We start from the raw sequence: 16,294 nt of genomic DNA on the forward strand, positions 1-16,294 counted from the left end.
TTGGTAACTTGCCGGTTGACGACCAGCTAGGACTTTTATAGTCTTTGTACGAAAACATGGGTGGATTGGTTACCTCAGCTGCGCCTGATGCAACGCTGCGGATTCAGCTAGCTGGCGACCCGATCTATGAGGTTGCCAGTCTTTCAAATGAAGCTCAGTTGAAGGTCATGCGCGATCTAGTTGGGAAGGTTAACAACCCCATCACTCGCGCCTACGGGGCACTTTCTAGTAACAACAAGCTGGCATTTTGGTATCAGCTGTCAGAGTGGATGCGCTCTGAAGATGTCGTTTCCATGCCTCTGGATTACCAGCTCTCGGCTCGTGCTAGTGCCGTGTTCGACAAGATCGTGGCTCTGGAGTTTGGACAGCAAATTGCCGTGCTGCGCTTGGTTATCGGCAAGATGGGTATGGATCCATTACTTGTCTAGCACGTTTTTAGAGTGCTGGAACCACTTGTTCTTGGTAAGTTCAAGCCGCGGGGAGGGGGTTGGCAAACACTATTCCCCTCTCCAGTAGAAAGATAACTGAAATACGGTTGGGGAGATGGCTTTTCCTTGACTGTCCAAGAAACGCCCTTCCCTAGCATGCAGTTGCACGGTTCTTATTCAGCAGTTTGTTTCTGCTCGAGTTGCCGGACGGCAAGTGCCAGAACACGCTGAATAGACTCATCGAGCTCGCGATCGCGAACGGCTCGCAATTCGCTCAAGGTTTCATCCGCGCCCAGTTTCATCAAAGACATAGCAGCAGCTTTTCGAACTCCCCCATCCGAGTCGCGCAGGCTGTCTACCAAACCCGGCACTCCACGCCGGTCCTCAACTTGACCGAGAAGAGCCGCTGCTTCAATACGAATGTTGACTAAGTCATCAGTCAGAGACGAGCACAAGAGTTGAAAGGCCTTTTCGTCTTTCTGTTCTCGGACGAGTGTTGCAATTGCTCCGATTGCAGCAATACGAACCTCCTCGACGTCAGATTCGAATGCTTTGTAAAGCAAGTCAGCAATTTTTCTTCCCATAAAGGCCAACGCCCAAGCTGCATGACCCTTCGCCGTCTCAGACTGGGCCGGGTCCGCTAGGATTTCGAGTAAAGGCGGTGCGGACACTTCACCTGTCTCGGCGAGAGCACCTACTGCCGAACTGCGTACAACTCGATCCTCATCAGTTAAGAACGCATCGATTAGTACCGGAACTGCCTCCGGATCGGCGAGGAGTGTTAAAGTTTTTGCACTCGCGCGACGAACGACCGGATCGTCATGATTCCGCAATGCTTCAAGCAACTGCGGGGTTGCTGCCCTGCCTACGCGTTCGAGGGCTTGCGCAAAATTCAGCCGAACCATGCCTCGCGGATCGCCCATCCCTTCAATTGCCCGCTCGATCAGATCGCGATCGCTACGGTCGAAAGTATTGTCATTTAACTGCTGTTGTATGCTCAGCAATAGTTTGTCTGCTTCAACTTGCTGCATTTGTTTGCTGAATTCCTAATGTTTCACCAGAATCGCCGAGAGGGTAAAAGATTTCCCGTTTAGAAGTAACCCGAACTCGTGAAAGTCTGAAACTTTACCAAACCTCATTCCTGAAGATCGTACATCCGAGGTTGTCTTTTGTCCATCGATCTAAGCGATCGCCTGGTATCTCATAATGAATAGCTAGTTCGATGCCTCCTCAAGAGTAGATCTCGCTACCACTCTCATGTTGCAAGGCTTGCTCTCTCCAATCATCATGTAAGTCAACACTCAGCAATCACGAACGTTGGGAACTGAGACTGAAGCATCGCTGTAAAAATTGCGTGCGGCTTTCTTGCTTGAATGCAGGAATCCTTTGCATCATTTCTAAATAGAGCAAATATCCCTATGAGTTTTTAAGGCATGTAAATTTTCGAGGGGTGCCAAGTTCCGCCGTGGGTTGTGAATTCGAGAAGTGTAGGATAGGATGCGATGTCCTGCCAGGTCCTGGCTCGGTCCGTCAGTCTAGCTAGCTGGGCAGACGTGCTCCCCAATATACTGTGCAGCCCGACCCAGTTGAACTAGTCGACGCCAACCGCATTATTACTTTTATCTCCCCCCACCTTGCAAACTTGTTCTGGAGGGGTGTCACCGACCTGTTTGCTGTCTTGTAATTCAGTTGGTTCTTTCCAGTCGCTACGTGTTCTCCTTCCCGACAATGTGCTGCTGCTCTGGGGTCGGCACGCTCTCGTTCACTCGCCACCCATCGGTGCGCCAGCACGCACAATCAGTTTGGCTTGCCGTGTTCGCCACCAGCTCCTCCCGCAACTCTTCGGCATGCTAACCCTCCCACTTGCTTAACATCGATTCAGCGCTCTTTGGCAAGCGTCATTCCAATTGAACTTTTTCCGCACTCGCTGTCTTAGGGCTGCATTACTACTACTTTGTTTGACGAAGGACCATATCTCGTCGACAGTCACTTGCTCGCAAGCGACGTCTAGAACTTTCTGGTTATGGAAGAGTGCCGCTTAAGGGCTGGTGCGAGCGTGAGGCTGACGGCAGTGCCATCTGCTCGCTGACTGACGAGGTCGCTAACGCGCAGACTGGTGCCTTTGACATGAGTCTTCTGGATGCCCGCGACTTTTTCTGGGTGACCTAGCATCGGGAGTAGAGGGAGCCCACGGTTGCGACGCAGGTGTGGTTGCATGGAACGCACTTAAGGCGCTGGTTACCTTGGCTGGTGCGTTCGGGTTTGTGAGATCTGGTAAAGTCTCAGAAGAAAAAATGCATGGCAGCGAGCTAAATGAATGTCTCCCATGACCGCATTAACACTTCTTTGGGCAATACCCGACCGTGATGACGCGGATTAGTAAGTTTTGTACTTCTTCACAACGACTGGTTGCATCTATCCGGCACAATTATGGCACCTTAGCTCGTATTACACTCTCCCGAACACACACACCACGAAAGCGCATCATTTATGACTATTCGAATGCTCTTATCTCACAACTACAGCATTTCTGACGAGCAGGCCCCACCCTTATCAGCAGAGGAGTTTGCCGCAGCGTTTGCTACAGCCTCAAATACCTGGCAAGTTCGGGTAATCGACCATCCCCATTGGCGTTGCGAGGTGCTTGCCGTAGACTCCCCGCAGGAACTTGCCACTTTTTTGGCAACAGCTTTAGCAAATTACCGACGTCAAAAGTTAGATCGGGAACTCACCTATGCCGTACTAACTCTGGGTGGAGTTAAAACGACGTCTGCCACCTCAGCTGATGTCAATGCCCTACAACAAGGGGACTGGGGAGTCGATGTTGTCGAAACCGAAGACGCTTCGGCTTTTTTAGAGACGATTGGTTGGGAGCGTTTAATTTCCGGTCGGCCAGAGACAGACGTTTTTCAAGCAATCGTGCAATGATGCCATGCGAAATCAAACTTCGATTGTAGCCAGCGGTGATGTAACTGGTGCGGACGTAATCGCTCTGAGCGAACTGTTAATTGGGTGTTTTGACAGTTCGGAGCAAGCCGCTGCCGATCCAGACTTTGCCCTCGTGCGCTACGAGAATTGTGCGCTCGACCTTGTTAACTGCACTACTGCCGATGCTGATACCCGCTATATCTATGCCGAGCAGACTGCTAACACTCCTACCGTCCAGTTTGCCCGTCGTCGAATTATGCAGGTACGTCCCGCCGCCAATGACCGGCAGCTTGAAGTAGCCTTTTACACCCTGGCTGATGAATCTCGGTGGGCAAGTTTCTGTAGTCGTGACGGAGCCAGAAGTCTGATGCCAGAGGATCTCGGTCCTTACGAATGCAGTTTATTTTTTCAGTGGTTGGGCGATCGCTTTGCTGGCGGCACGCCTGCAGGCGGTTGTGCCCATCAATATCGCGGCGCGGCGCGCTTGACGATTGCAGCAGAACTCTCTACTACCGAACTGAACGTGTGGGAGCGTTGGTACGATGCTTCCGGCCGGCAAGTTGCCGGACCGGTTTCCGGTCCCTATCGCTACAAGCCTGTTAAGAGTTAGCAAGCGGCAGTTCGCGTTTCTCGAATCCAGCTCAGATCGATCCATTCGCCGCGCTCTCCATAGCGACGAACTAAACGTTCTCGGCAATCGGGAGATAAGTGCCAGCCAGCCTCAATGGCGAAGGCTTGTCCGGATTGCAACTTTTGGGGGTAGCCCAGAAATCCGCCATCGGGGAGAAGTTGCCAGTTGCGTCCCATGTCGATGGAGCAAATCCGCTGGGGCCCGATCGCTTGCGCAGGTTGCGGTTCGTCCGTATCCAAAATTGCTCGATCGGGCCAAAACTCCAGTTTGTTCGTACCACTCGACTTGACCTGCAAGGTGTTTTCAAAGTTCTGAGGCGATCGCAAATCGGGGAACAGTCGCACGCCTATCCCCTGCCAGGTGCCTACAAGGTCGGCGGCTGTCAAAGCCGGACGCTCTGCCGCATCCGATCCCGCTCGTCGTTCGCGGATAACTGTGATGCGGTTGAAGATGCCGCGCTCGAAGATCGCAACTAAACGCAAGCGGCGATCGCGGGTTGTAAAACCCAACTCACAACCAAACAACCGATCGGGCAGCCATTGAGCCGGACCTTGCGAAAATGAACCGCTATCGAAAAACAACACGTCCGGGCCCGGGCCGGGAGGCGTAAATTCCATCACAATTTCGCTTGTCGGCTGCCCTTCCGGCCAGCGCCGCAAAACGAAGTGGACTGCGTTGCGATCGGTCAGTTCTTCCAAGGTGAGGACGCTGGGTGTGTTACTGCGAATCTCCCCAGTTGGCGATAGCACGGTAAAAGACCCCTGCCACTCCCCCAAATTTTGGCGCAAACTATCCCATTGTGATGCCATGGAGCAACGTTTATCTCCTGTGCAGTAACTACCAAGTTAGCATTCACATTCTCTAGCACTTCTGTTATAGCAGTTCAACTGAGGGGGAAATGTGGACTTGAGTTTTGGCTCGAAGAGTACTCGTGTTTTGGGAAGGCCAAACACATACCGCAATGAACTCTCAATAGTCTCGAACTTCTCCTACCACTCTATGACGTTCGAATAGAATTCCATAATGCACATATCAAGTGGTAATCTAGACAACATAGAGCTGGTGCGATCTAGTCAGAATGTGCGTTCGTAAAGATGAGGAAGAAAAGCAAAGTGTCTATGAAGTTGGCAAATCTGAGGAGCGATCGCTGCATCTGTTACATGAAACACTAAGAAGTATGCAAGGAGAAGCCAGAAAGAATACGAAAGCAATCGAGTCAATTGAGGGAAGAATCCGAGGAGCGCTCCCGAGCACGGACACAGGGGGATCGCTTCCACAGAAGAAGACACCGAGTGGCCGGACGCGGGTTTTACATATAAATTACTCGCGCGGACAAAGAGATAGTTCAGCCAAGGCGGAATTGGATCACTTAAGATTTTTTGTAAGAACGGCTGGAGAACTCGGACTAAGACTTGAAATTCTGACCGATACCAAAAGCCGAGAAGATGTCGAACGAGAGCTAGCACAACAAGATTACGAGACCCTCGACTCTACGGTATTAGAAAGTCAGGAGCTTGTATCTAAATGGGCAGAGGACAGTGTTGAGTACCTCAAGAATGGGCGAGTGGCTGTGCCAAACCACTTTGATGAAGGACTGCTTGAGTGGGCGATGACCGCAGGGAGAAAGCATCGATGGCAGGGAATGATCCCCCAAGAGACCCTAGAAAAGGCATTGCAAGAGGACCGTTCTTGGATCCTCTTAGGGGTAAGAGTAAATGCATCCAGGATGGCAGCGATACGGGAGCGAGTGGAACGAGCAAAGGGAAAAGTAGTAGGTCATATCAGAGCATATATAGAAGGCGGAAATGCAATAGCGGGAGAGGACGCAACGGGAAAGTCAGTAGCTATAGTTGGCAAGGACGCAATCGGGGCAACAGCTCATATCTACCGGCTTGACGAGGATGGTGTAAGGCAACTTATATGCGAGGATTTTGGACTGGACAGTATCGAGCAAGTCATCTGTGTAGAGCAGCCAGGGAAATTCCATTTAGATATGGGGATGCTTTTTATTGGCAATGGGACTGTTGTATTAAATGACAGTAGCGAGGCATTTAGAGCAGCAGTGGAAATGGCGGAACTAGTTCCATGTCTGACTACAGAGACAATGGCAGCCAAGCTAAAATTACAATACGAGCTTGAAGAGGAAGCAGCCAAGGATTTAAAAGCAGCAGGCATCGAGATAAAGCGCAAGAATTTGGAAAGTGGTAGAGTCTATAATTTTTTTAACGGTGAGTTTGTTGAAAGCAAAAATGGGTTTAAATACTTCATTACAAATGGCGGGCCAAAAGAACAAGAAGAGGAATTTGAGGCTTTAATGACAAGAGAGTGGAAGGTTGTCAGGAAGGTAATTTTCAGCCCGAGAGAAGCTGCAAGGAAAAGTCTTCAAGAGTGGGGAGGTGTAGGATGCAGAGTTAAAGGATCTTATGAGTCCTGAACCCTTGGAACTAGGAAGAGTATAAGTCTACGGGGGGCATAAGGGCTTCAGCCACTTTAGTCCAAGTTGGCTCAGAGGTTGTTTGGAAAGCAATTCATGGCGAACCTGGGTACGAATATTGCCAGCCCCGGTTGATGATGAGTCGGAGCGTTGCTGTGGAGCGCCCCCATTGTCTCCAGAGTAAATTATCCCCGGAGTAGTTGGATGGCTGCTGAAACTCTTTTCCAGCCACCTCCGATCCCCATAGTGAGGCAATACTATTTTCCTATCAAAGCTGATTCAGAAGTGGCTTTTTGCCGGTTTTATCCCTAGGGCGGTGGTGAATTCGGTGCTGATGGCTGCGCAACGCCTCACCGGTTGCCAGCGATCATCGGTGGTGACGACGCAGTTGACTATCACGGATTCGATGCACATACAAGACGTGCAGGATACCCGCAACAAATAGTCATTACTTCTCGGTAGTACACCTTGTGAAACGTGGTGTGAGACAGAGCAAGAACTACTAACCCATTCCCCGGATAAAGGAACGTCCTGAAGGAGTCTTACCTTCATAGAGCTAAGCTGGGTTGTTAATCAATGTCGGGGGCTGCAAGCTAAGATATTTAGGGCTTGCCGAAAAAGGCTGGAATCCCTGCAATAAAAGGATCTCAGCGTTTTCTATGCCAGAGAAGTGCAAGGTTATAGGCACCAGAGCCTCAAAACCCTTGCACTTGGGCCGAGAATCCGAGGCAAAAAGCTGGGGCTAGATGGTAAAAGCCAGATTCCATAAGCTCTCTGCCTCCTAAATTCGTTTTGTGGACTTTTTCAGCAAACCCTATTTAGCCTTGCAACCGGATCGGAAGGTTGCCTGGGGAATTGTATTGGAAGGTTACAGAAGTTGAAGCCTTGGTCGATCTAGAGGCCGTTGTGTGTAGTTCGATGGCAGCTAGACAATAGCGGTGGCAATGAAGATTAACTTGCTTACTGCCCGGGTCTGTACGCCCCGCCAACACTAGCTTGGCGATGTTCGGCAACCTGCAGGCTTCCACCGTAGGTTTGCTTGAATGGCGACCGTTGCAGTTCGTAACACTATTGCTCGCGGGAACGGTGTATAGGTGTATAAAGATTCCCATGGGGGTTTACAAACCAACATGAAGGCTGGCATTAGTCCCGCATTTAGGGGGGCTATGTCCCTTTTCTCAGGGTTCATGTTGCTCTCCTCAGAATTCTTTCGGCGATCGCGCTGAGTGGAGGCGAGGGAAATGAAGAGAGCACTTGCTGAGGAGGTTTGTTTGCTTAGCGCGCTGTGCGAGCAGTTTGCCTGCGGGCGCGTACCGAATGTTCCGCTAGTTACCTATTAGGAGTTTCGAGTCAATGTTTGACGCATTTACCCGAGTAGTTTCCCAGGCCGATGCTCGCGGCGAGTTTCTCAGCGACAGCCAGCTCGACGCTCTGGAAGCAATGGTGAAGGAGAGCAACAAGCGTCACGACGCCGTCAACCGCGTGACCAGCAATTCGTCGAAAATCGTGACTGATGCTGCTCGCGAGCTTTTTGCCGACCAGCCCCAACTGGTGCAACCGGGTGGCAACGCTTACACCAACCGTCGCATGTCAGCTTGCCTGCGCGATATGGAAATCATCCTGCGTTACGTCACCTACGCCCTGCTGGCTGGCGACGCGAGCGTTCTGGAAGATCGCTGCCTCAACGGGCTGCGCGAGACCTACCAAGCGCTGGGTACCCCTGGTTCCTCTGTCGCAGTCGGCGTCCAAAAAATGAAGGACGCTGCTATTCGTCTCGTCAACGATCCGAGCGGGATCACTCAGGGTGACTGCAGCCAAATTGTTTCCGAGCTGTCCAGCTACTTCGATCGCGCTTCTGCTGCGGTTGCGTAGAAAACCCAACCACCGAGACCACTGGTATCGCCTCAAGATACCGTCTGCCCTTCGGGCAACTGCACTTTTAGGATGAGACGAAGAGAATGAAAACCCCGATTACGGAAGCCATCTCTGCTGCTGACAACCAAGGTCGCTTTCTGAGCACCACCGAGCTGCAAGCAGCAAATGGCCGTTACGAGCGCGCTGCTGCAGGTATGCAGGCTGCCCGTACCCTGACTCAGAAGTCCAGCGCTCTGATTAGCGGCGCGGCGAACGCAGTGTACCAGAAGTTCCCGTACACTGTTCAGATGCAGGGTTCCCAGTATGCTTCCGACCAGCGCGGCAAGGACAAGTGCACGCGCGACATCAGTCACTACCTACGCATGGTGACCTACTGCTTGATTGCTGGTGGCACTGGCCCGATGGACGAGTATCTGGTTGCAGGTCTGGACGAGATGAACCGCTCGTTCGAGCTGTCCCCGAGCTGGTACATCGAAGCGCTCAAGTATATCAAACTCAATCACGGTTTGAGCGGTCAAGCGGCAACTGAGGCTAACACCTACATCGACTACGCGGTTAATGCCCTGAGCTAATCGCGTTTGCGCATGCCCGGGAAGACCGAGCGAATGATGGCTAAGGCTAGCGTTTGTAGGCTCTTTCTGGGCATTGGCTTTCGATTGGCTTGGATGCACGAGGATTAATTGAGATGCGCTCGATAGAAATTGCAATAACTCCAACAGAGACTGCGTTGTAGTGAAAAGTTTGCCATATGCATCTGGCATAGGCATGCTCCGATATTTAGAGGATTGCCCGCCTACTAAGCAAATTCAAGTGCTTGATGGAAAAGGCAGTCGCTTTCTTTAGGTCTAAACGGAGCAGTTGTTAGGTCAATGCATTAGTGTTTAGGAGCACAGAAATGAACGGGCAATCAGCGTTAAGCAGAACATCAGAAACAACTGGCGCGCGCATGTACCGAATTGAAGTACAGGGCATGAGTAAGAGCGGCCAAATGGGCCCCAACGCTCCCATCCGCAAGAGCGGCAGTATTTTCATCGCCGTACCTTACAAGCGCATGAGCGAAGAAGTGCAGCATATTATTCGCGCGGGCGGGAAAATCGCTAGTATTGCACCTCTTACGAGTGATGCTAACAACAATCACGGCGAATAGAGTAGCTGGAAACATTGTTCCAGGAGCGTACTCGCGTTCCTGGGTACAAAACATATCCACGACAAGGCATTAAGCTGGACTTTTTCCATCTTGGAGAAGTTCTCAAGCGAAGCCTCTCAAATCCTTGAGATCTAAATGAATGAGTCAAAGTCGAGCTAAGCTCGACTTTGTCCGTGTGGGTACGACCTATGCTATTGAGGTCAGACTCATTGTGGGGCAAGCTCTCTAGGTTTTCGAATGCCGTGTTGCATTATTGACATAGATATGATCGAACTGAAGTCTCTAAAGGTCTTTAAATCTCGTTTGAGACCCAACGGATTTGGGTGAAATTGCACTTAGAATTGCCTGGGCACTAACATCATTACTTAAGAAGTTCTCAGAGAAGATAATGACGGAAGAAATTGTTGTTCGCCCCCCGCAGCCAATATGTTCTGCAGAGACTGCAATTGCTGCCTTGAGCAGCGAGGACGATGGGATTCGCTACTATGCTGCCTGGTGGTTGGGTAAGCATCGAGTTCAAGATGCCTGTGAGGCTCTTTGCGAAGCCCTCAAGGACGAGCGAGACCGGACTGCTTTAGGTGGTTACCCCCTTCGTCGTCAAGCAGCCCGTTCTCTAGGCTTATTGAAAAACTCCTTGGCAGTTCCTGCTTTGATTGAAGTTTTAGAATGCCCGGATCTCAGGCTTCAAGAGGCAGCCATTCATGCTTTAGCTACTATTGAAGATCGCGCAGCCATCCCTGGGCTTCTGGCACTTTTCGACTTGGAAGGGGAAATTGCAGCTGAAGCCTTGCTGGAAGCATTGGCTACTTTCGAAGTCTGGGAGGCACGACTCCAGGTCGAGAAGTTTTACAGCCATCCCTCGGAGCGCGTGCAGTGCGCGGCAGCTCGCTATCTGTATGCCCTTACGCGGGAGTCAACTTATCTTCAGAAGCTCTTACAGACACTCGAACACGAAAACCATTTCCTGCGCTGGGCTGCTACATTCGACCTTGGAGGGCTGGGATTGTTGGAAGTTGCTCCAGCTTTAATCAAGGCATTCGTTCCGAATAGTATTAAGTTACTGAATCTCAAGCGAATCCTGGAAAGGCTTTTGCAAAACGAGGCGATCGCCGAGGTTCAACGCCAGAAAGAGTCTGACTTTTTGTTTGACTCAATAGATGGTTTACTGATTGAATTAGAATCTTCTACAAGAAACGCTCTTGATGCTAGTACTCGTCTAGAGGTGTCAGAGGAATCTATACGAGAAATGAGAAGTCTCGAAGCTTTAGTCATCGCTCAGCAGGATGAAACGGGTGGGACTCAAGATGAGTCAGTAAGTCCGGTGGCAGCTTTGATCGCAGCACTGAGATCAAAGCATCCTAAAGTAAGAGCAGCTGCAATTGATGGATTGGTGGAACTTGCCCCTGCTACAGTTAAACCCTTAATCGAAGCCTATGAGTCAAGCAACGATCATGGATACCAGGCTTGTTTAATTCAGGCAATTGCCCGTATTGGCGACCCGAGAGCACTGGAGCTTTTGCAAGATGTTGTTGGGGTCGAAATCGCAAATCACTGTCAGGGGAATGTTCGTCGGGTAGCAGCCTTGGGTCTAGGCAGAATAGGACGCCAAGCTCCTGGATCCAAGGCAAGTCAGCTAGCTTTGAAAAAGCTCGACTGGGCATTGCGGATGCCTGAAGATTGGGCGCTACGGTACAGTGCTGCAGTATCCCTAGAAGAAATCGGGAGCACCGAGTCCATGTTTGTTTTGCAGACGGCCGCCAATTCTGAGATAGATCTGGTGGTTCAAACCAGAATCGCACGCGCTTTAGCAGCAATTTTGTAGATAATTTCCATAAACTTGCAAGGATGATTGAGTCAGCACTTCAACGCGCGATCCGCAATTTGGAGTGGGTAGTTTCCTATCTTGCTGAAGTTGGACTGCCAGCACTCGGCTCAGTCCACAACGACTTCTGTAACCCTAGTCAGTTCAGTAATGATTTCAATACACCCGTCATTGCAAGGTTTCAGACTGTTGCAGACAGCGATTGCGGGGTTGCAATCCGCTAGCGATCTCCGCTGCGACCCCCAGAGCATCCTGGCACCGAGCGACCTCTCGTGACTGCCGAGAAAACCCGACTGCGCCGCCAATTTCTTGCTGCCCGCCGCGCCCGTTCTGCCTCCGACTGGCGGGATCGCAGCAATCGACTTTGCGCACACCTTCAGGCATCGGAGCACTTCCAAACCGCCCGTGTCGTCCTATCTTACTTTAGTTATCTGGGCGAGCCCGACCTTTCACCGCTTCTAGCCGACAGAAGGCGACACTGGGCATTTCCGCGTTGTGTCGGCGCATCGCTGGCGTGGCATTACTGGCAACCGGGTGAGCCCCTTGTCGCTAATGCCGTAGGCATTAGCGAACCATCCGCCTGCGCCCCGCTCTGTATACCCTCCCAAGCAGATCTCCTAATTGTTCCAGCTTTAGCCTGCGACACGCGAGGCTATCGACTCGGATATGGGGGCGGGTTTTACGATCGCCTGTTAGCCCAACCCGCTTGGCAGAGCAAGGTGGCAATCGCAGCAATCTTTACCGACGCAATCGTTCCAGAACTACCGGTCGATGCATGGGATCGACTGCTGTCCGGTATTTGCACTGAGGACGGACTCAGCTTGAGACCATTCGGACAACAGGAGCCGAGTTGACGAAATATTAAAGCAGTATAACGAAATATTAAAGCCAGGCAACCCAAGCGCGCAGTCGTTGCGAAGCTATGCAATTCTCATTAAAAGTAAGGAGTGCAGACTCGTGCGCTGAATTGGATAAGCCTTTACATCTTGCTTGTAACCAAATATGAGGTGATAAAGCAGCATTTAAGAAAGCGATAGGGTTTTCCTGAAGTTGCGTTCTGCTCGAGCTTTTCTTCAGTTAGCTCAATCCCCTCTTCGACGACAGGTGCATAGCTTTTTTCACATCGGAACCTAGACCGATCGTTACTACAACAGGAGTTCAAATGTCAATACCTTTGCTGACTTACTCTCCCACAAGCCGCAACCACCGTGTGGAAGGTTACGAAGTGTTCGGAGACGAGCAGCCCAGAGCCTACAGCCTAGATACTGCGTCGACTTCTACAGAGGTAAGCGAGGTAATTTTTGCTGCATATCGGCAAGTCTTCAACGAACAGCAGCTTATCTCGAGCAATCGGCAGCGCGCGCTGGAGTCGCAACTCCGGTTCAGACAAATTACCGTTCATGACTTTGTAAAAGGCTTGGTGCTCTCCGAGACATTCCGCGAACGCAACTATGATTGCAATAACAACTACCGCTTTGTAGATCTGTGCGTTCAGCGACTGCTCGGTCGCGATGTATACGGACAACGGGAGCGGTTTGCTTGGTCGGTCGTTCTGGCTACTGAGGGCTTACAGGGATTTGTCGATGCCTTGTTAAACAGCGACGAGTATCAAAGCAATTTTGGGGAAGAAGTCGTACCCTATCAACGGCGGCGAATTTTACCCCAGCGGGATTCGGGTGAAGTGACATTTGCACACACTCCTCGCTACGGCTCAGATCATCTTGCCACGTTGGCAGCTGTCGGCAATGATTTTGCAACCCCAGCTCCACTCTTTCGTTGGTTGGTTGTCAACGACGTCCGCTGGTCTTGGCAACGCCCGCCTTACAGCAATGCCTACCAGACGCTTGCACGCATCAGTGCCTGGGCAATCGCCATCTTTATGGGAGCTGTAACCCTTTCGGTTGCTCTGGCAGCTTGGGGAATTATCTCCCTATAAACCAGCAATTGTGAAGACGGTATTTTGAGTACGAAGCCAGTAAGTGCCGTTCCCTATCCGGAGGTAATTCGTCGCGAGCACTGCGCGCGCTCCCGTTGCGACTGCCCCTCCGGACAGGACAGCAAATGTAATGAGCGCCAGACGAGTTTTTCTATTTGTCCGATTGGGACGGAGAGGAGACCGCAGTTCCCGCATAACATTAGGATGTACCCCAAGCCGACACCGGTTTCATAGACCGACGATCGGTTTGGGGTTGGCCGTACCGAATGTGAGGGGGGTTCCTCAAGTGGTTCGCTTGGACGTTCGCTAGTGCGATCGCCGTCTGCATTTTGGCAGGCGGCTCACGAGGATTTATGATTATTGTGGGTTCGAAGCGAGCCCTAGTATTCTTGTCTAGCGCAGAGACGGCCGCGATTACACGGCAGAGCGCGTAGTTCCCGCCAAAGCTCGATGCCAATGAGCAGGAACGAACTCATATTGGAGGCTCGAACAAACCGGTGGGTATTAACCTCGATGGATTGAGATTCCTGCTTCACGCCAAGTCATCGAATGTCGATTTCACGAGGGTCGCGACGATCGGAAGGCAAAACATCTTCGTGAGTACCGACGAACTCCGCAACCTTTTGGAAGCGAATTCAACTATCGCGACCTCGATTGAACACGGCTTGAGGCGATCTGTAACGAGAACTATTGTGAGGAACTTTTGAAGTTTCTTGGAGCCGAGAGCATAGACTCCTTCGACTATTCAGGCTACGAAGGCGCGACATGCGAACATGACTTCAACCAGCCGATCTCTGAAGATTACCACGCCCGATACACCGTTGCGATCGACGGTGGAACGTTAGAACACGTATTTAACTTCCCGGTTGCGATTGCAAACTGCATGCGCATGGTCGAGGTGGGAGGACATTACCTCGGTCTTACCCCATCCAACAATCTTATGGGTCATGGCTTCTACCAGTTCAGCCCGGAACTCTATTTCAGAGTGCTCAGCCCGGAAAATGGATTTTCTATCGAGAAAATGGCTTCCCCGAGGCGAGAAAGTCTCGGCGTTGGTATCGCGTTCCCGACCCGAAAGATGTCGGATGTCGCGTCGGCATCTACGGATCCTCTGCACAAGTGCTTCTAATGATTATTGCCAAGCGACTGTCCGATTTGCCGCTCTTCTCAACCACCCCCATGCAGTCTGAATACGTTTCAAGGTGGGATGGAGTGGATCCGAAGGCAAAGCCAAAGGTGGGTGTCTTAACAGCTAGGAAGCGACGCCTTTTGCGGTTCCTCAGAAAACAGCTCAAAGTTGTCCTTGGTTTGCATCGGGACGGGTTTGGACCTTTATTCAGCCCATTCGACCCGTCGAAGTCCTAGTTCGCTTAATGTTGGTTACTTTACCCGCTTGGATCGCTAGATTCTGATGAAATAGCTGTCCTTTTGGTTTCTTTAGCGGTTCTGCCGCTAACGTTGCTAAAGCTATAGGTGCTATGCACCAAAAGCATGGGTAACATTGCACCCAGCAAGAATTCCGAGTAGCAGGGCAGGCAAGCACGTGGTAGGGGCGGACTCGATCGGTGTTTGGGTATTGGGCGACCAGCTGTGGATAGGGCAGGCAGCGCTTGCCGCACGCTCCGATGCCCGCGAGACGACTCCCGTGATTTTCGTCGAATCGCGCGACTACGTCCGGCAGCGCCGCTATCACCGTCAGAAGCTCGTGCTCGTGTGGTCGGCCATGCGCCACTTTGCCGAGGAGCTGCACGCGGAGGGTTGGTCGGTGACCTATGCGATCGCCGATGACTTTCAGACACCCTTGCGGAATTGGGTCGCCCGGTATACCCTCGACACGCTGTACGTCATGGAGCCAGCCGATCGCCCTTTTCAGCAACTTATTGACGGACTCGTTCTCGGCTGCACGGTTGCCGTTCTTCCGAATAACCATTTTCTCTGTAGCAGCGATGACTTTCGCAACTGGGCCGACGGGCGCAAGCGCTTGGTTATGGAAGATTTCTACCGCGAGATGCGAAAGCGCTACGACGTGCTGATGGCCGGCGACCGACCTGAAGGCGGGACCTGGAATCTCGACAAGCAAAATCGCAAGCCGCCGAAACGCGGACTCAAACCGCCGGCACCGCTGCAATTCGAACCGGACGCGATTACTCAAGAAGCGATCGCCACTGTCAAGAACTTTGACGGTGCGACCTACGGCAGCTTGGATGAATTCCACTGGGCAGTAACGCGATCGCAGGCACTGCAAGCGTTGGAGGGATTTGTACGCGATCGCCTGCCGACGTTCGGACCCTATCAAGACGCCATGGTGACAGGTGAAGAGACCATGTGGCACGCACTGCTGTCGCCCTACCTCAATCTCGGCTTGCTGCATCCGCGCGAAGTCATCGCCACTGCCGAAACAGCCTATCGCGATCGCAGTTTGGCATTGAACTGCGTTGAGGGCTTCATCCGCCAAGTATTGGGCTGGCGCGAGTACATGCGAGGTTTGTACTGCACGTTCCCACCGGACTACGCCGAAGAAAACTGGTTCGATCACGCCCAACCGCTCCCGGATTTCCTCTGGGACAGCAGCCAAACGGACATGAACTGCCTTCAGCAAACCCTGCAGCAAGTCGAGCGCACTGGCTATGCCCATCACATCCAACGGCTAATGGTGCTCGGCAACTATTCGCTGATTGCCGGACTCAATCCGCAAGCCGTCGAGCAATGGTTCCACGCCGCCTTTATCGACGCCCACGATTGGGTGATGCAAACCAACGTGCTCGGCATGGGTTTGTTTGCCGATGGTGGCAAGCTCGCCACCAAACCTTATGCGGCTTCGGCAAACTACATCAATAAGATGAGCGACTACTGCCAGGGCTGCCGTTATAACCACACCCAACGGACGGGAGACAATGCCTGCCCGATTAACGCCCTCTATTGGGATTTTTTACTCCGTCACGAGGACAAACTGCGTTCGCAAGGTCGTATGAACCTCGTCCTGAGCCATTTAAATAAGATGACTGCAGACGAAAAGGCAGCTATTCGCGAGCGCGCCCGCACCTGGCAGACAGCACCGACTGCCGAGGGAACCTAGCCCAGCAACACCTGTAG

General features: G+C 51.9%; 15 protein-coding genes. 13 read left to right on the top strand and 2 right to left on the bottom strand.

Annotated features, from left to right (window positions below; translation table 11 throughout):
- Positions 1-56 precede the first annotated feature (56 nt).
- Entirely contained in the window at positions 57-428 is a 372-nt protein-coding gene (locus KR51_RS05730; protein WP_051358087.1) for an orange carotenoid protein N-terminal domain-containing protein, read from the top strand.
- A gap of 173 nt (positions 429-601) precedes the next feature.
- Here KR51_RS05730 and KR51_RS05735 read toward each other — a convergent pair whose 3' ends face one another.
- Positions 602-1,459 carry a HEAT repeat domain-containing protein gene (locus KR51_RS05735; protein ID WP_022605804.1) on the bottom strand — a complete coding sequence of 286 codons (858 nt, stop codon included), beginning with the start codon at positions 1,457-1,459 and terminating at the stop codon, positions 602-604.
- Positions 1,460-2,459: 1,000 nt separating this feature from the next.
- On the opposite strand from KR51_RS05735, the gene KR51_RS20115 reads away from it, so the two are divergent.
- From KR51_RS20115 to KR51_RS17325, 3 genes are all read left to right on the top strand, one after another.
- Positions 2,460-2,597, top strand: a complete 138-nt coding sequence (locus tag KR51_RS20115; protein WP_198016706.1) for a hypothetical protein — start codon at positions 2,460-2,462, stop codon at positions 2,595-2,597.
- A 321-nt stretch (positions 2,598-2,918) separates the two neighbouring features.
- Complete coding sequence (locus tag KR51_RS05740; protein ID WP_022605806.1) at positions 2,919-3,356, top strand: DUF2656 family protein; 438 nt, start codon at positions 2,919-2,921, stop codon at positions 3,354-3,356.
- A gap of 4 nt (positions 3,357-3,360) precedes the next feature.
- Entirely contained in the window at positions 3,361-3,966 is a 606-nt protein-coding gene (locus KR51_RS17325; protein WP_022605807.1) for a chromophore lyase CpcT/CpeT, read from the top strand.
- On the opposite strand, the gene KR51_RS05750 is transcribed toward KR51_RS17325, so the two are convergent.
- A complete protein-coding gene (locus KR51_RS05750) occupies positions 3,963-4,796 on the bottom strand; it encodes a DUF3598 family protein (protein WP_022605809.1) in 834 nt (277 codons plus the stop codon). The genes KR51_RS17325 and KR51_RS05750 overlap by 4 nt on opposite strands.
- 551 nt (positions 4,797-5,347) lie before the next feature.
- On the opposite strand from KR51_RS05750, the gene KR51_RS05755 reads away from it, so the two are divergent.
- The 9 genes from KR51_RS05755 to KR51_RS05810 all read left to right on the top strand — a co-directional run bounded on the left by KR51_RS05755 (position 5,348) and on the right by KR51_RS05810 (position 16,277).
- A complete protein-coding gene (locus KR51_RS05755) occupies positions 5,348-6,421 on the top strand; it encodes a hypothetical protein (RefSeq protein ID WP_198016707.1) in 1,074 nt (357 codons plus the stop codon).
- Positions 6,422-7,774: 1,353 nt separating this feature from the next.
- Positions 7,775-8,293, top strand: a complete 519-nt coding sequence (locus tag KR51_RS05760) for a phycocyanin subunit beta (RefSeq protein WP_022605815.1) — start codon at positions 7,775-7,777, stop codon at positions 8,291-8,293.
- An 86-nt stretch (positions 8,294-8,379) separates the two neighbouring features.
- Positions 8,380-8,868 (top strand): phycocyanin subunit alpha, encoded by a 489-nt coding sequence (gene cpcA, locus KR51_RS05765; protein ID WP_022605817.1) that lies wholly within the window; start codon positions 8,380-8,382, stop codon positions 8,866-8,868.
- Between the two features lie 323 nt (positions 8,869-9,191).
- Positions 9,192-9,443, top strand: a complete 252-nt coding sequence (locus KR51_RS05770) for a phycobilisome linker polypeptide (protein ID WP_022605818.1) — start codon at positions 9,192-9,194, stop codon at positions 9,441-9,443.
- Between the two features lie 319 nt (positions 9,444-9,762).
- Entirely contained in the window at positions 9,763-11,265 is a 1,503-nt protein-coding gene (locus KR51_RS05775) for a HEAT repeat domain-containing protein (RefSeq protein WP_232214540.1), read from the top strand.
- A gap of 272 nt (positions 11,266-11,537) precedes the next feature.
- Positions 11,538-12,119: a 5-formyltetrahydrofolate cyclo-ligase gene (locus tag KR51_RS05785; protein ID WP_022605824.1), complete on the top strand. Its 582-nt coding sequence runs from the start codon at positions 11,538-11,540 to the stop codon at positions 12,117-12,119.
- A 308-nt stretch (positions 12,120-12,427) separates the two neighbouring features.
- Complete coding sequence (locus tag KR51_RS05790) at positions 12,428-13,201, top strand: phycobilisome rod-core linker polypeptide (RefSeq protein ID WP_022605825.1); 774 nt, start codon at positions 12,428-12,430, stop codon at positions 13,199-13,201.
- Between the two features lie 703 nt (positions 13,202-13,904).
- Complete coding sequence (locus KR51_RS17330; protein WP_051358088.1) at positions 13,905-14,330, top strand: hypothetical protein; 426 nt, start codon at positions 13,905-13,907, stop codon at positions 14,328-14,330.
- 414 nt (positions 14,331-14,744) lie between these two features.
- Positions 14,745-16,277: a cryptochrome/photolyase family protein gene (locus KR51_RS05810; protein ID WP_022605826.1), complete on the top strand. Its 1,533-nt coding sequence runs from the start codon at positions 14,745-14,747 to the stop codon at positions 16,275-16,277.
- The last annotated feature ends 17 nt before the right edge of the window (positions 16,278-16,294 follow it).

This window comes from Rubidibacter lacunae KORDI 51-2 (assembly GCF_000473895.1).
GTDB classification, from domain to species: Bacteria; Cyanobacteriota; Cyanobacteriia; order Cyanobacteriales; family Rubidibacteraceae; genus Rubidibacter; species Rubidibacter lacunae.

Excerpts from the sequence above, each read along its gene's own strand:
- KR51_RS05730 (WP_051358087.1), top strand. The coding sequence starts at position 57 with ATGGGTGGATTGGTTACCTCAGCTGCGCCTGATGCAACGCTGCGGATT.
- KR51_RS05735 (WP_022605804.1), bottom strand. The coding sequence starts at position 1,459 with ATGCAGCAAGTTGAAGCAGACAAACTATTGCTGAGCATACAACAGCAG.
- KR51_RS05740 (WP_022605806.1), top strand. The coding sequence starts at position 2,919 with ATGACTATTCGAATGCTCTTATCTCACAACTACAGCATTTCTGACGAG.
- KR51_RS17325 (WP_022605807.1), top strand. The coding sequence starts at position 3,361 with ATGCGAAATCAAACTTCGATTGTAGCCAGCGGTGATGTAACTGGTGCG.
- KR51_RS05750 (WP_022605809.1), bottom strand. The coding sequence starts at position 4,796 with ATGGCATCACAATGGGATAGTTTGCGCCAAAATTTGGGGGAGTGGCAG.
- KR51_RS05760 (WP_022605815.1), top strand. The coding sequence starts at position 7,775 with ATGTTTGACGCATTTACCCGAGTAGTTTCCCAGGCCGATGCTCGCGGC.
- cpcA (WP_022605817.1), top strand. The coding sequence starts at position 8,380 with ATGAAAACCCCGATTACGGAAGCCATCTCTGCTGCTGACAACCAAGGT.
- KR51_RS05770 (WP_022605818.1), top strand. The coding sequence starts at position 9,192 with ATGAACGGGCAATCAGCGTTAAGCAGAACATCAGAAACAACTGGCGCG.
- KR51_RS05790 (WP_022605825.1), top strand. The coding sequence starts at position 12,428 with ATGTCAATACCTTTGCTGACTTACTCTCCCACAAGCCGCAACCACCGT.